18 protein-coding genes, 1 pseudogene and 1 riboswitch are annotated in these 14,362 nt (G+C 42.2%); of the genes and pseudogenes, 10 read left to right on the top strand and 9 right to left on the bottom strand.

Going from position 1 to position 14,362, the window contains the following annotated elements; all coding sequences use genetic code 11:
- Positions 1 to 149 precede the first annotated feature (149 nt).
- Positions 150 to 491: a VOC family protein gene (locus CVD19_RS09875; protein ID WP_101581698.1), complete on the bottom strand. Its 342-nt coding sequence runs from the start codon at positions 489 to 491 to the stop codon at positions 150 to 152.
- Positions 492 to 573: 82 nt separating this feature from the next.
- Here CVD19_RS09875 and CVD19_RS09870 point away from each other — a divergent pair, with 82 nt between their 5' ends.
- Positions 574 to 1,083, top strand: coding sequence for a TetR/AcrR family transcriptional regulator (locus CVD19_RS09870; RefSeq protein WP_101581697.1), 510 nt, complete (start codon positions 574 to 576; stop codon positions 1,081 to 1,083).
- Positions 1,084 to 1,236: 153 nt separating this feature from the next.
- On the opposite strand, the gene sigH is transcribed toward CVD19_RS09870, so the two are convergent.
- Positions 1,237 to 1,890, bottom strand: a complete 654-nt coding sequence (gene sigH / locus CVD19_RS09865; protein WP_101581696.1) for an RNA polymerase sporulation sigma factor SigH — start codon at positions 1,888 to 1,890, stop codon at positions 1,237 to 1,239.
- Positions 1,891 to 2,290: 400 nt separating this feature from the next.
- Between sigH and CVD19_RS09860 the strand changes: the two genes are divergently transcribed.
- Positions 2,291 to 2,812 (top strand): hypothetical protein, encoded by a 522-nt coding sequence (locus tag CVD19_RS09860; protein ID WP_101581695.1) that lies wholly within the window; start codon positions 2,291 to 2,293, stop codon positions 2,810 to 2,812.
- Between the two features lie 72 nt (positions 2,813 to 2,884).
- On the opposite strand, the gene CVD19_RS09855 is transcribed toward CVD19_RS09860, so the two are convergent.
- Entirely contained in the window at positions 2,885 to 3,460 is a 576-nt protein-coding gene (locus CVD19_RS09855; protein WP_101581694.1) for a DUF1836 domain-containing protein, read from the bottom strand.
- 136 nt (positions 3,461 to 3,596) lie between these two features.
- Between CVD19_RS09855 and trhA the strand changes: the two genes are divergently transcribed.
- Positions 3,597 to 4,244, top strand: coding sequence for a PAQR family membrane homeostasis protein TrhA (gene trhA / locus CVD19_RS09850; protein WP_101581693.1), 648 nt, complete (start codon positions 3,597 to 3,599; stop codon positions 4,242 to 4,244).
- An 89-nt stretch (positions 4,245 to 4,333) separates the two neighbouring features.
- Here trhA and CVD19_RS09845 read toward each other — a convergent pair.
- Positions 4,334 to 4,453, bottom strand: a pseudogene (locus tag CVD19_RS09845) (helix-turn-helix transcriptional regulator); the annotation flags it as partial.
- A gap of 416 nt (positions 4,454 to 4,869) precedes the next feature.
- Between CVD19_RS09845 and CVD19_RS09840 the strand changes: the two are divergent.
- On the top strand, positions 4,870 to 5,364 hold the full coding sequence (locus CVD19_RS09840) for an SRPBCC family protein (RefSeq protein ID WP_101581692.1): 495 nt from the start codon (positions 4,870 to 4,872) through the stop codon (positions 5,362 to 5,364).
- Positions 5,365 to 5,527: 163 nt separating this feature from the next.
- Here CVD19_RS09840 and CVD19_RS09835 read toward each other — a convergent pair whose 3' ends face one another.
- Positions 5,528 to 5,842: a hypothetical protein gene (locus CVD19_RS09835; RefSeq protein ID WP_101581691.1), complete on the bottom strand. Its 315-nt coding sequence runs from the start codon at positions 5,840 to 5,842 to the stop codon at positions 5,528 to 5,530.
- A 255-nt stretch (positions 5,843 to 6,097) separates the two neighbouring features.
- Here CVD19_RS09835 and CVD19_RS09830 point away from each other — a divergent pair, with 255 nt between their 5' ends.
- A complete protein-coding gene (locus CVD19_RS09830; protein WP_101581690.1) occupies positions 6,098 to 6,319 on the top strand; it encodes a hypothetical protein in 222 nt (73 codons plus the stop codon).
- Between the two features lie 86 nt (positions 6,320 to 6,405).
- Here the strand turns inward: CVD19_RS09830 and CVD19_RS09825 are convergent, their stop codons facing one another.
- The 3 genes from CVD19_RS09825 to CVD19_RS09815 are packed head-to-tail and all read right to left on the bottom strand — an operon-like array spanning position 6,406 to position 9,042.
- The gene (locus CVD19_RS09825; RefSeq protein WP_101581689.1) at positions 6,406 to 7,008 is read right to left on the bottom strand and encodes an ECF transporter S component; all 603 of its coding nucleotides are present in this window, start codon (positions 7,006 to 7,008) and stop codon (positions 6,406 to 6,408) included.
- Positions 6,987 to 7,688: a DUF4430 domain-containing protein gene (locus tag CVD19_RS09820; protein WP_101581688.1), complete on the bottom strand. Its 702-nt coding sequence runs from the start codon at positions 7,686 to 7,688 to the stop codon at positions 6,987 to 6,989. The genes CVD19_RS09825 and CVD19_RS09820 overlap by 22 nt, the downstream gene beginning before the upstream one ends.
- Before the next feature lies 1 nt (position 7,689).
- Positions 7,690 to 9,042, bottom strand: coding sequence for a prenyltransferase/squalene oxidase repeat-containing protein (locus CVD19_RS09815; RefSeq protein ID WP_101581687.1), 1,353 nt, complete (start codon positions 9,040 to 9,042; stop codon positions 7,690 to 7,692).
- Between the two features lie 116 nt (positions 9,043 to 9,158).
- Positions 9,159 to 9,295: riboswitch (cobalamin riboswitch) on the bottom strand.
- 167 nt (positions 9,296 to 9,462) lie between these two features.
- Between CVD19_RS09815 and CVD19_RS24675 the strand changes: the two genes are divergently transcribed.
- From CVD19_RS24675 to CVD19_RS09800, 4 genes are all read left to right on the top strand, one after another.
- Positions 9,463 to 9,630 (top strand): hypothetical protein, encoded by a 168-nt coding sequence (locus tag CVD19_RS24675; RefSeq protein ID WP_180953575.1) that lies wholly within the window; start codon positions 9,463 to 9,465, stop codon positions 9,628 to 9,630.
- A gap of 268 nt (positions 9,631 to 9,898) precedes the next feature.
- Positions 9,899 to 10,465, top strand: a complete 567-nt coding sequence (locus tag CVD19_RS09810) for a tyrosine-type recombinase/integrase (RefSeq protein WP_101581686.1) — start codon at positions 9,899 to 9,901, stop codon at positions 10,463 to 10,465.
- 55 nt (positions 10,466 to 10,520) lie between these two features.
- The gene (locus CVD19_RS09805; protein ID WP_101581685.1) at positions 10,521 to 11,018 is read left to right on the top strand and encodes a cation:proton antiporter regulatory subunit; all 498 of its coding nucleotides are present in this window, start codon (positions 10,521 to 10,523) and stop codon (positions 11,016 to 11,018) included.
- 3 nt (positions 11,019 to 11,021) lie between these two features.
- Positions 11,022 to 12,239 carry a cation:proton antiporter gene (locus CVD19_RS09800; RefSeq protein ID WP_101581684.1) on the top strand — a complete coding sequence of 406 codons (1,218 nt, stop codon included), beginning with the start codon at positions 11,022 to 11,024 and terminating at the stop codon, positions 12,237 to 12,239.
- 215 nt (positions 12,240 to 12,454) lie between these two features.
- Here CVD19_RS09800 and CVD19_RS09795 read toward each other — a convergent pair whose 3' ends face one another.
- Positions 12,455 to 12,685: an excisionase family DNA-binding protein gene (locus tag CVD19_RS09795; RefSeq protein ID WP_101581683.1), complete on the bottom strand. Its 231-nt coding sequence runs from the start codon at positions 12,683 to 12,685 to the stop codon at positions 12,455 to 12,457.
- An 84-nt stretch (positions 12,686 to 12,769) separates the two neighbouring features.
- On the opposite strand from CVD19_RS09795, the gene CVD19_RS09790 reads away from it, so the two are divergent.
- Positions 12,770 to 13,732: a D-2-hydroxyacid dehydrogenase gene (locus tag CVD19_RS09790; protein ID WP_101581682.1), complete on the top strand. Its 963-nt coding sequence runs from the start codon at positions 12,770 to 12,772 to the stop codon at positions 13,730 to 13,732.
- Positions 13,733 to 14,362 lie beyond the last annotated feature (630 nt).

Raw genomic sequence — 14,362 nt, 5'->3', positions numbered from 1 at the left:
TTTTAAGACGCTTAATTGACTCAATATATGTTCTTTACAAAGCCATACATTGGCGGAATCAGGACTATTCGGCCAATAGTCATCGTAACTGTCGCTCATCAAAAAAGGACTGACTCACCATCAGTGTGAGTCGGTCCCCGAAGTTAATTCTATTGTTTTGTCATATCTATGATTCTAATCGGGTTTCCTGAAACATCACTGAATATTGCATACCTTCCCGGTGGAATATCACGTGGTTCTTTTATAAAAGTAAGGCGCACCATATTGTCATTATAAAATTTGTCCACGCTGTCAACGACATAGATTCCCCCGGCTCCAATTTCCAGCTCCACTTCTTCATCTTCCAATAGAATTTGAACATCTGAGGATGTTTGTATTGCCACTGTATGGTCACCCTCTCTCCAGGCTTCTTCCATACCCAAAACATCCCGGTAAAATGCAACTGCTTTTTTTATGTCTTTGACTGGCTGGGAAAGAAAAACTAATCTCATTTGGTTTCATCTCCCTTACGTAAACGATTTATGTAAAGCATAAACAATTTATGTATTTGAGTCAATATGTTATAATGTAAATATGAGAGAAGATATACCAATTCCAGGAACAGTAAAAGAAAAAATATTAAATCAGGCAATTAAGGATTTTGGACGATCAGGCTATGAAGGGGTGAATGTTCAGCTTCTAGCTAAGTCCGTCGGGGCAACGACTGGTGCTATTTATCACCACTTTGGAAATAAACTGGAGCTTTACCGGACTATCCGGGAGGAAGTTGAACATAGGATCATCAGTAGAATGGAGGGAGCCTCTGCTGTTTATGAGGCACCGTTAATGTCCCTGAAGGCAGCTATGATAGTCGGTTTCGATTATGCCGTAAAAATTAATGTCTGTACACTAGCAAGTGAACAGGATCCAAGTAAAAGCACAGATTTGGTTGCATCATTATTTAAAACAATGCTGGGAGAAGAAATCGAGGGGGCGGAAACAATTCTGGCAGCATGCTGGAGAGCATCACTTGGCAATGTAGCGAATGGAATGGATGCAGAGACTGCTAAAAAAGCTTTATTGTGGTTTATAGATAAGGAGTAGAATTAGACAAATCATTCTACTCCTTTTTCTTTGTGCTTCAGTTAATAAAAAATGAGCTGCCAAGCAACTCATTTCGCTCCTTAACAACCAAAAATTTACTGCTCAATTCAAACGAAATAACGCGATCCATATGTCTTGTCCTTGTTCTAATAATTAAACATTGATAATCTGCCGCATCTCCACATACCGTTCTAGTTTTCTTTTGATCCGCTGAAGGGCATTGTCAATCGACTTTACATGTTTATTTAATTCTACTGAAATTTCTACGTAAGAGTGGCCAGTAATGTACAGGGACAGTACTTGCCTCTCCAAAGCACTGAGCCTGTCAGCCATTTTCAACTCGATGTCATCGGCTTCTTCCTGGTTAACGATTAATACTGCCGGATCCGTCACTATTGTTCCGGGCAGCATATCCATCAGTGTGTGGCTTGGTTCTTCGTCATACACGGGCTTGTCCAGTGATATATACGAATTAAGAGGAATATGTTTTTGCCGGGTAGCCGCTTTGACCGCCGAAATGATTTGTCTTGTGATGCAAAGTTCAGCAAATGCCTTAAAAGAAGACAGTTTGTCCGCTTTAAAGTCCCGGATCGCTTTATACAGGCCAATCATGCCCTCTTGAAAAATATCTTCTTTGTCCCCGCCGCACAAAAAGTATTTGCTCGACTTGGCACGCACAAAATTCCGGTATTTATTTATTAAATAATCCAATGATTCCCCATCACCATTATGAACCATCTCTACCAATGTTTCATCTTCTAATACAGCATAATGATCAATCAATTTTACGCCGAAGTTTACACTCACTCAAAACCCACCACCGATTCAATTGAGTATGATGTTTTATTCTGGCAGCTTCCCTATTTCCGTTCGCAAGATACCAGAAATACAGATTAATATTAACTGATATATGCCATTAAAGATATTCACAAATAACGACTATAATTTACATACTATGTCAAATTGATATAAAGAGACATCTGTCTGTTGGTTATCTCATTACTTTTCATATCTGAATTTGTAGGATAACGTCGAATTTTTACGCATAAAAGTACAAAAAAAAGGGCTGTCGAAGCAGCTCGGACTCTTACTCACCATCTTTGACGCTTAATAGCCCGGATTTGCCGGGCTCCTTTCGTCCAGGTATCTTGTTTTATCTATCAATCTAAGTGGTACGTAAATAATAAAAACTAGGAGGTTTGAAAAAATGGATGTGTCTCGGAAATTCATATTTCTTCCCCTCAGCCTTATGCTGCTCGTTTCTTCAGGATGCAGTGAAGAAGAGGTTGTACAGAGCACGAACGAAGCGTCCAAAGAGATTGAGCAGAAGACTGGAGAAGCTGCAGAGCAAGTAAAGGAAGGTGCGGATCAACTGGCTGAAACAGTGAAAAAGGAGACACCGGTAATTGTTGAAAATATGAAAGTGTCCTATAAGGAGGGGGAAAAGCAGGTAGAGGAAAACACCCTTCAAAAAGGGGATAAAGCCAGAACGAAAAAAGATGCATACTTGGCTGTAACCCCCGATGCATATGATGAGCTATACCAATTGATTGAAGTCAATGATTTAAAAGGTGTTGAAGGAATAGAGAAAAATAATCAGGTCACAGCGATTCAACAAGACAGTGAAGTAGAAATTATCGAGAGAGACGTAATCCGTGCCAAGGTCAAAATGAGCGATTCCGGTAAAGAAGGTTATTTGCCTACATCATTACTAGAACCAGTCAATTAACAAGCGGAAAGCGATGCCCTCAAGTATTCAAAAATGTACTTTTCCGAGATGAGCGAGGCGAGCAGCCAGCTGTCAGCCTTTCTTTTTCCCCGCGATTTCATCTACAAGCTTCTCAGCAGCCCTTCGGTACAAATTGCTGATATTGACGAGAGAAGCGACCATAAGCACCTGCTCAATATACTCGGGGTGATTGTCAATCCGGATGGCTTCTTCCTTTGCCTCCTCTGTACGGTTATGAATTTCCTTTTTGAAATTCTCCACATTTTTATTGAAGAGGTTGAGGTAGCCCCTATAGAAAGATTCCAGGGCCAGATCGCCCTCCGTAACTTTTTTATTTATGCCGTCGAGAGTATCCTTTATATCATTTATGGACAGGGCACCTTTCAGCTGGTAGATCAAGCTGATCAGTATGAGGTGCTCTCTTGAATACTTTTTATTCTTTATAGGAAAAAATAGCTTCCCTTTCGCATAATTGTTGATCATTGTTTTCGTAAGTACTTTTTCATCTTCATTGCGTTTCGTATCATTAAATTTTTTTTCAAACAGTTGGATGACCTGGTCCATATACAAGTCTATTTCAGGGATTTCTTCTGGATATATATTATTTTCCAGGCCCAATTTTGCAACAATATCATTCAGATTTTCCATTCTCGTACCCCACTACTTTGTTTTAACAAAATTATATCTTATATGAGCACTAAGGTAAATGTTGACCGCATAGTGTGATGTATGTATTATAATAAGTAGTATCCAAAACTACATAATGAGTTCAGGAGGCGACAAGATGAATTCTTACATTCGGGAACCAATCAACGGGTTCACACATTTAGCTGGGGCGATTTTATCGTTTATCGGCCTGCTTGCAATGGTCATCAAGGCTTCAATCACGACAGCATCTCCACTTTCCATTGCCGCAGTCATCGTTTTTGGTGTCAGCATGATCCTGCTTTACAGTGCTTCTGCCACCTATCACATGGTCATCGCGAAGGATAAAGTGATTGCTTTCCTGAGACGGCTTGACCACTCAATGATATTTTTATTGATTGCCGGAACGTACACACCTTTTTGCCTGATCAGCTTGAATGGGGTTACTGGCTGGGTCATGTTTTCAATCGTGACTACGGTGGCTGTATGTGGCGTTCTCTTCAAATTAATCTGGTTTAATTGCCCCCGTTGGATTTCGACAGCCCTTTATATTGGCATGGGCTGGATGATTATTTTTGTCGCATCCCCGCTTGCAGGAGCCATCAATTCGATGGGATTGTTCCTTTTAGTACTTGGCGGAATCCTTTATACGATTGGCGGAGTAATTTACGGGGCTAAACCTGCGTTTTTACAATCAAAATACATGGGCTTCCACGAAATTTTTCACATTTTCATTCTGCTCGGCAGCCTTGCGCATTTTCTATCTGTTTACTTGTATGTTCTTTGATTATCATTGGAGTTTCTTAATGAATAAATGGAAACAGAGCACCCCATGGGATGATCTGTTTCCATTTTTCTGAAAAGAATGTTGCTATTTTAATACAACAATAGTTCATCCACTTTTACGCCAAGAATCTTCGCGAGACGAAACGCCAAATCAAGAGTTGGGTCGTATTTGTTATTTTCTACTGCATTTATTGTTTGCCGGGTAACCCTTCATCTTTCAGCCAGAGTTGTTCCTGGGATAATCCTTGTATCGGTCCGCCTTCCTGCTTATTTCATGTATATCCATTTCTACTGAGTCAAAGGGATTTTAATCGGCGAAAGCTACCCTATCCATCTCCTCTTCCAATTCATGCATCCTTTTTGACAGCACGCTTTACCGCTTTTGCAAGAGAAATCGTAGACATGTCCTGGCTCCTTTATTTTAGTTCTTTTACAACCATTTTCTCCTAATTAAATCATATAAAAATTCATCCTTAATACATTCGATAAAGTTCTAAAAAAGCATAAGGTGGCAATTTGATTGCCGGTAGTACACTTGTATAGAATATTAATCTGAATATTCTTGTTTTAATTACTGTTAATTATGGTACTATTAATTTGAAAAATATTACTTAGGAGGGGGTTTTTTGAATACTGCTTCGGAAAACAAAGTAATTGCTAAGGAAGTAATAATTAATGCACCATTGAATCTTGTTTGGCATGCTTGGACGATTTCTGATCGGGTTGCTGAATGGTTTGCTCCGGAAACGGTTGTGGAGCCTAGAGAGGGCGGCCCTTTTGAGTTGTTTTTTGTACCGGGAAATAAAGCTGGAATGAATACGAAAGGCTGCATAATAACGAAGATTGTTCCAGAAAAAGAATTGCATTTTACATGGAAAGGCCCTGATCAATTCGCGGACTTTATGAATCAGGAAAGCAACTTGACTGTTGTGAAGGTAAAATTTGCTGGAATTGATGAACAAACAGGCAAGGTGAGCCTAGAGCATACCGGATTTAAAGAGGGCGATAGCTGGTCAGAAGCATTTCAATGGCACGAGATGGCCTGGTCACAGGTTCTTAGCAGTTTAAAGTCTGCTCTTGAAAAAGGCGAAGGGAATTTATGCTGCCAGCCTGTTAATTAAAGTCTTAATAACTGCCTCCTTTCCTGTGAAAAGAGGCTTTTTTATTCGCTCAGGTCCACGCTGCATTCTGACCTCTCTCATAGCACCTCCAAAACCTTCACATCATCCAGACTTAATATTTAAAGCATGTCTCATGGAAGCAAAAGAACCGTCCCTGTACTTCTTATTTAAGATCTTTTATCTTTTCGCGGATGCTTTCGAGATCCTTTAAGGATAGTCCACCGAGGGATTCCTGAATTTCCTTTTCAATATCGTTTCTGTTCCTTTCTCGATATTGATCCCACCATTGCCGGAGACCTTCTGTATGGTCGAGAAGGTATTCGATATCAATCTCCTCTACTTCATCATCCGACAAATAATTCAGCACCGCAGCGAGCATACGATTTAGCTGTTCCACTTCATCATGTTTTTCATCAGGCAATGTCTCATTGTTTTCCTTATCAGGCACTGCGGTAATCTGCGCAGACTTCCGTGGCATATCTCTCATCCTTTTGATTTTATTTTTTATTATGACCAGAAGGAATGAGCCTGATGAGATTAAGATTTGATTGATGGTAAAAAAATAGGGCTCTGCTTATGTTTTCCGCATGGCCATGTTACGAAATAACCAAAAGACACCATGGCTGGCAGCTAATTTGTCAGGATGTATGAAAAATAATAAGTCTACTTGAGGCCATGTATAAATATTTTTATAGAAGGGCTGTAACAAAGAACTAATGAAATAGGTGAGACTATGGTTGTCGTGCATTTTATTGAAAATAAGAATGTTTTGTTGAGTCAGTTCCGCAATCAAGCTCCAGCAGTCGGTGACGAATTACGAATTAAAGGACGAAAGGCCAAAGTTTCCGCCGTAAATCTTATTGAGGAAAATGTTTTTCATGTGCACCTTGTTTTGGAAACCGTCTCCAAAAAGAAACAAACAATTGCAGATCTGTCCAAAAAGAAAAAACGATAACAGGCTAGGTACAGCATTGCTCGCAAGGCTGTGATGAATGTTGCAGCTCACAGAACTGCCGAAAAAAATCGAAAGAGAGCGGGTTTTTACGCGCTCTCTTTCGCTCTTCTCATATAGCGGGAATGATGGTAATCAACCATTCTGGCTCTTTGTGTGATCATGATTTTGCCTAATACAGGTGCACAGATTAAATAAAAGAAAAAGTTGCCGACGGCATGCATCGTATCAAACCAGAGACCAGCCATGTAGTAGGTTAAAAAGCCACTTAGCCCTCCGTATATGAAGGCGTGCTGTGAAATGATGAATCCAAATATATAGCCGCATAATGCTGCGTAGCCCGCTGTTACGACCATTGGAGTTCTTCTAAAGAATGGTGCCAGCAAATAAGTAAGGGTTGCGACAAACCCCCACGCCACAATCTGGCCCACAGACCATATGCCCCACCCCAATATCATGTTTGAAACACAAACAGTAAGGACAGCAACAATCGTTCCAAACCTCCAGCCAAACACTAAAACTGTAAGGATTACAATTGAGGTTACAGGCTTGATGTTCGGCAGGAATTGCAGATAAATTCTTGATATGGCACAAATGCCGACCAGGACCGCAATGATGGCGATCCCCTGCGGAGAAGTGATGAGACCCTTGGGCAGCCTGACTGCTTTCCTTAACTCTCCTTGTAGATCCACTCAATTACATCTCCTTCTTTAATATCGAAATCTCCCGCAGACTTGTTTGAGTTATTGCCGTTCACAGTGTAAATCCAGCCGCTTAGGGCGCCTTTGTCCTTCTCCATTTGGCCATTGATGCCCTGCACATAAAGGAATCTTCCAGAGCCCATGTAATCGAGGGAAAATTTCTTTAAATCTGCAAGGTCCTTCAATACAGTAAACGCAGTGGCGCCTTCCTTAAACGGTACTTCAGTTTTACCAACCGAGAAGCCATCATAGCCTTTCACTGACACATAAACAACCTTCTGCTTAGGCTCTTCTTTAGGAGCAGCAGCCTCCTGATTAGCAGCCGGCTGCGTTGTGTTTGTTGTGGCTGCCGGAGCAGAACTTGTCGTAGTCTTGGAAGTCTTCGTCTCCTTTGCAGGGGCTGATGTGTTAGCCTGTACTGTCTTCGAGTCAGGAGAAGAAGTGGAAGCAGCCTCGCTCGGTTGGGCGGCTGCTTCCTTATTCTCTTCGCTCTTTGACTCTTGTTTTTCTTCTGAATTAGCATTAATTTGCTCTTCTGCCGTTTGCCGCATTTGCTCTGTTACGGTCGTGACCGTCTTTTTCGGAGTTTCCAATGATAGAACCGCTAAGCCCACTCCAACAAGGATTACAATGATTGCCAGCAGGTCGAGTCCTTTAGTCTTCCATTTCATATTAAGCACCTAAAAACTTTCTTCTTAAAAATAATCCTAATGTGCCAAGGCCAATACTTCCTAAACCAATTCCCAGGTCTTTAAGATCAACTGTCCATCCTGTCGTTTCCGTTTTCACTTCTGTCACTACTGGCTTAGTGGTCGTGCTTAATTGTTTCATTTCGCCTTCCGGTGTCTGCTGGACAACGATGATTTGCGGCTGGGAGCCATTTGCGGATCCAGAAGTTACAGTATTGGTTGTTATATTATTTGTAATGATCTCTTTGATCGTTTCTTTTACCGTCTCACTTACAGGCAGCTGTGAAAAATCGCCGTTTGCCGGTACAGTGACCGTGACGGTGTTGTTATTTGTATTATTGTTGGTGTTCTGGTTATCTATCACCGGACTTGCAACCGGAGGCTGTGTTGGACCAGGTTCTTGTGGTGCTGGTTCGCCCGCTTTAGGAAAATCGAATTGATAAAGTGTATCTCCTTTAGTAAAGGCATCATATGCGACCAAGCCTTGAAAAACCTGTTCTGTAGCAAACGCATTACCGGCAGTATCTGTGGATAGCCATTTAAATAAGCCATCACCAGTACGGTAAGTCAGCACGTGTGTGACTGGATTGTTACCCCTTACCGTGAAATCACCCGCTGTCGGATCAATCCCCACTGATGTTAGACCGATCAATGCCTGTGCAGTTGTCATTGAATTAACGCCGTAGTTGTCAAAACCACCATTATCCTTCATCTCTCCCTTCAAGTATGAGACAGCTTTATCAACCGCTGCATCAACCTCAGGTTTATTCAAATGATCGGCTAAAGAGGCGAGAACCATTCCAGTCGTATCAACATCCGGCGCCGAGGCAGAACCACCGTACCCCCAGCCTCCAGTTGTTTCATTGTCTGCTGCCACTATTTTTGCTACCAGCGCTTCCCGCGAGTAACCAGCATCTGAAGGGACAGTGTAATCAGCAGTATCTAAAGCAATGAGTGCATAAGCATAATCATAGATTGTCTTGTCAGCCGTTTGTTCATATAACTGTTTGACAAGGTGCTGGCCTTCAATATTAGTCGGATCCGCACCAACCGCGCGCAGAGCAATGATCGTTTTTGCCAGAGTAGATACGTTCATGTTCCCAGCACTGATCCTTGCCTTTAATTTGCCAAGATAGGCATCTTTTTCAGCTTGTGTAAGCTTGCCTTGCTTGGCCAATGCCGCAACTACGAAGTCGGAGTTCAATGTATCAGCCTTGTATCTTGCGCTTGTCAGGTCAATATCATTGGTGACATTGACAGATGCAGCGGCGCTGAATGGAATAGCCAGAGCTAAAGCAGTTGATAAAAATAATGCTTTGATCAATCTTCTCTTCATTTCTCTTCTCCCTTTTCACTTTTCTCTCCCTAAGTAAAAGTCCCCCTGCCTAAGAGACAGAGGGACACCTGATACAGTTGTTATGTACCAAGCCGTCCTTTACCTCGAAGGATACCGACTTAATCAAGAAGATGCAGGCGTATCTGGCTTCGACTAGCAAATTGCAGGCACTAGTCTCACAGTTGCGGGGACAGCTCCAGATTCTCACTGGATTCCGCGTTACATCATCCGTTTATAAATCTCGATTTATTATAGCAAAATCTTTCAAATTATATAAGAATTTTTTGTTAAAAATCTCTTGACGGTGAAGGACAAGGCGACCTACGCATACTCTGGATCTGACTACCCAAGCTGAAGCTCACGGAAAAAACAAATAAGAACATGACTTCCAGGACAAATTAATGTGTGGAGGTGATGTAGATGGCTAACCAAAAACGTACCAACTCAAATGCTGGTAATTTTAAACAGGACAGGAATACAGGCGGGATTGGCGCGCAAGGCGGCGCCGCAGGGAAAGCCGATACGGAATTTTCAAGTGAAGGAACAGTGCTCAATAAAACTGCACCAACCAAAAATCGAAATTCTTAATTACTCTGTTAATAGGCTGACCAATTGGGCTGGCACTGCCTCTCGCTTATGTAGAGGAGCCGTTCACAATTGTGTCAGCCTTTGTCGTTGAAAACCAGAACTGTGAGAACCATCGAAGAACCTTGTGCAGAACAAATATAGCTAAAACTCTTTCTCAATACCCCATTTTTCAGGTTGTGATCGGCCATTATACATACACTAATTTGCTAAGTAACATAATTCTATGTTATTATATATTTAAGTTACATTAATCAAGAGGGGATCATGGATGGAATATGTTGAAGCATTCAAAGATATAAAACACATAAACGCTATCAAGAAGTACTTAAAAAATCACTCTGACCGGGATTATGTACTATTCGTGCTCGGAATCAACACCGGCCTGAAAATAGGCCAGATGCTTCAACTGAAAGTCAGTGACGTGCTTGATAAGGAAAACCAGATCAAATCATACTGCCTGCTACCTCCGACAGATGACTCGCGAGACAGACAAATATATTTGAATGCAAAAACAAGAACTGCCCTGAAACACTACATTTCCAGCACGGGACTGACGGCTGATGATTTTTTGTTCCTTTCCGCGAAAACAAAACAGCCTATAAGCCGGCAGCAGGCCCACCGGATCATCCATCAGGCTGTTGACGCACTGGGGATTGAAGGAAAATATGGGGCAACTTCAATGCGGAAGACTTTTGGCTATCATGCCTATAAAAAAGGCGTTTCCATCTCCCTCATCCAAAAACATTTTCATCATGCTACCCCCTCTGAAACAATGAAATATCTAGGAATTTCAAAGGAAGATTCCAACACGCCGATTATTGACGTTAACCTGTAGTCCGCCCCAAAGCCAAGAGCCCAATTATCATCCATTTTAAGGAGGAATATTAAAAATGAATATCAGAGAAATCGATCTGCCTGGCATCGGCAGGAAATTTGAACTCGTTACCCGCAATAACGAAAAAGTCGTAATTGTCATTCATGATGACGGGCGCAGAGAAATGTACCACTTTGATGAAGATCATGAAGAAAGTATTTCCAGTGTTATCTTCAATGATGCCGAGTCGCGGCAGCTGGCGGCAATACTGGGCGGTATAGTTTATAAACCTCAGGCTCTTGAAACAATAGAAATGGCGCTTGAAGGATTATCCATTGAATGGTTCAAAGTGGAACCCGGAGCGAAAGCAGCGAGGAAAAGCATTGGTGATATCGACATTCGAAACAACTACAATGTCACAGTCATTGCCATCCTGAAAAGGAACCTCAAAAAATTATTAAGCCCAGGCCCGGAAGCTGTCATCCATGAAGGTGACACACTTGTTCTTTCCGGGGAGAGGGCGGAATTAAAGCGGTTAATAAAAGAACTACTTTCGAATGAGCGAGGTGATTAGTGAATGGATCACTTAGTCCTCGAGGTTGGAACAGCATTAGTTTTGGTTGCCATCGCGGCAGTCCTTGCGGGCAGGTTCAATTTCTCCATTATCCCTTTTCTCATTATCCTGGGAATGATTGTCGGGCCACACGCCCCGAAAATCGGTGTCATCGATCTACGGTTTATCCACAGTGACGAAATCATTGCTTTTCTTGGCAGGATTGGCGTTTTGTTTCTGCTCTTTTATCTCGGCTTGGAGTTCTCGATAAAGAAACTGATTAAGTCGGGAAGATCCATTATTACCGGGGGGACGATTTACATCGCGATCAACTTTACCCTGGGCCTGTTGTACGGTTTTCTGATCGGCTTTCCGCTGCTGGAGATTCTTATTTTGGCAGGCATCATTACGATCTCATCCAGCGCCATCGTGGCAAAGGTGCTCGTTGATTTACGGAGAACCGGAAATAAAGAAACTGAATTGATTCTGGGAATTATCATGTTTGAGGATATTTTCCTGGCTGTATACCTTTCGATTGTATCGGGGCTCGTACTTGGCAATTCCACGACATTGGCTGGCACGATTTCCTCAGTCCTGATTGCGCTCGTATATATGCTGCTATTTTTCATTGCGGCAAGGAAGGCGACCCCATTGTTAAATAAACTTTTGGATATCTCCTCTCAGGAAGTCTTCATTATCGTGGTGTTTGCCTCATTATTCTTTATTGCGGGGTTTTCTGAAACCATCCATGTGGCGGAAGCAATCGGCGCCCTTCTGCTTGGTCTTGTTTTTTCGGAGACCGAGCACAGCGACCGGATCGAGCATCTTGTTGTCCCATTCAGGGACTTTTTCGGGGCCATCTTTTTCTTCAGCTTCGGCTTGAGCATTGATCCATTCTCCCTTGGCGGGGCCGTTTGGATCACTCTGGGGGCGGTGATTCTCACAATTCTGGGGAATTTTATTGCTGGCATGATCGCCGGCAGGAGAGCCGGATTGTCACATAAAGCCTCGGCAAATATCGGTCTTACCATTGTATCACGCGGGGAATTTTCGATCATCATGGCAAACTTGGGCATGGCAGGCGGCCTGATGCCAATCTTGAAACCTTTCTCCGCGCTATATGTACTGATCCTCGCCATTTTAGGTCCGTTGCTCACAAGGGAATCAAAAAATATTTACCAGTTTTTAAATAAAATATTCAAGTGGAGCAGCCGACCGAAAAAGGAAGTTGGACAGGCTTGACGGGATGCGGGACAGATCTTCGCCGAAAGGTCTGTCCCTTTCCTGTGGAAATAATTAAGCGAAAAACATGCATGATTAAGCGATAAATTCAATTATTAAGCGAAATCGCCATTTATTTAAGCGAAAAAACCGATAATTAAGCGAAAACGGGTAGTAATTAAGCGAAACGCTATTTCGCCTGAATCAAAGACCAGCCCTTTCAACCTGACCGATTGTTAATCCTCATCCTTGATGTCCGGATCCTCCGGAATTGGTTCATTGAGCACTTCTTCCACCAGTTTCTTGTATTTTTCCATTTGTCTGAAATGGGTATTGAACTGATCTCTGTATATTAAATACTGCTCCCCATCAAAAATGGTACGAATGCGCTTTTGGCGGATTAAGCTTTCCACGTCGGACACCGGCATTGTCAAGAATTCGGCCGTCTCTTTTACTGTCATGTACAACTGCGCCCCACTCCTCTTAATCAGTGTGTTGTTTCCATATCTGCTACAATAATAATACATGAAATAAAGGATTGGAGGAGTAATATGCTGAAAAGAAAAATGGTGGTTACACATGACCTCGACCCTGCACTCCGCGAAAGGTTAAAAGCTACTGTTCCTGAATGGGAAGTCATTATCGGAAAAGACCGTTCCGCCTGGCAGGACCATCTTCACGACGCCGAAGTAATTGCCGGCTGGAAAAAGGGGATTGAGGAAACATGCCTTCTACCGGATTCAAATCTGCGCTGGGTTCAAAGCTGGAGTGCCGGAGTCGATTCGCTGCCCTTGGAAAGGCTCGATGAAAGGAACGTCCAGTTGACAAGTGCCAACGGTGTTCATGCTTTCCCAATTTCGGAAACAATCTTTGCCTTGATGCTTGCCCTGACCAGAAAAATCCATACATATGTCAGAAATCAACAGATGAAAAAATGGCACCACTCAGGCCTTAAACTCGAAATGCATGAAAAAACAATCGGAATCATCGGTGTCGGAGCGATAGGCAGAGAGACAGCAAAAATTGCCAAAGCGTTTGGAATGAACGTATTGGGAGTGCGCCATTCTGGCAAACAGGTGGACTATGTTGATGAGATGTACACGACCGCGCAGCTAAACAATATCCTGCCACGCTGCGATTATATTGCTGTTACCCTGCCGCTCACAAAGGAAACTCATCACTTGTTTGGATATGAACAGTTTAAGCTGATGAAGCCTTCTGCATTCTTTATTAACATTGGGCGGGGTGAAATTGTCGCTGAGGACGAATTGGTCAGGGCCCTTCTGGACCAGGAAATATCAGGAGCCGGCCTGGATGTATTTGAAAATGAACCTTTGCCTGAAGACAGCCCGCTATGGGAAATGGAAAATGTCATTATAGCGCCACATACGGCAGGATCAACGGAGCATTATAATCAGCGGGTGGTTGAGGAGATTCTCCTTCCTAATTTAAAAAACTATCTTGCAGGAGAAACCATGCCTGTTAACCTGGTGGATTATAAAAAAGGATATTGATCGAAAACGTCCTCCAGCCTAATGAAAAAAATATCCTGGGTGTCGGTTGAAGATAAACAAAGATATAGAGCACCATCTTTGACAGTCAGGCATAACGGAAAAATTATACCGAAATAATTAAAACTATATAATAAAAATGAGGATATTTTTCAATCCCCCAATAATTATATTCATTCCCTGTTATGGACATGGACTTTCAAACAAATATCTAAGGAAGGAATGAAGCTTTCCACCAGCTGGGCTTGCAGCAGGAATTGCTGCTAGTCTTATGGGTATTGGGGCCGGGGCCCTAACTGTAGCGAGTGCAGAGGGGTGCGGAACCAATGTTTGACAAGCCTTTTTGGACCGATTCACAATGCTAAAAAAGATAAATAGCTCGAAGGGATGAATAAATAATGACATCATTTCATTTGGCAAAAATTCTTGGGGGAATCGCTCTAATTTTGATGATTATCAATCTTGTAAGACTGAGTAGAAACAAAATGCAAAAGTCGGATAAATATACTCAACTAACACTTATTTTAATTATAATTACAGTGAACATTATCATTTGGTCAATAGCATCGGTGAATTCTTGACAGGCCACATTATAGTTTCAACATCCTGAAACCTTGATAATGTAGTACTAAT

Origin of the sequence: Bacillus sp. T33-2 (assembly GCF_002860205.1) — a bacterium.
Lineage (GTDB): Bacteria > Bacillota > Bacilli > Bacillales > Cytobacillaceae > T33-2.
The sequence above is the reverse complement of the archived record's forward strand: the minus strand, read 5'-3'. Positions and strand labels throughout refer to the sequence as shown.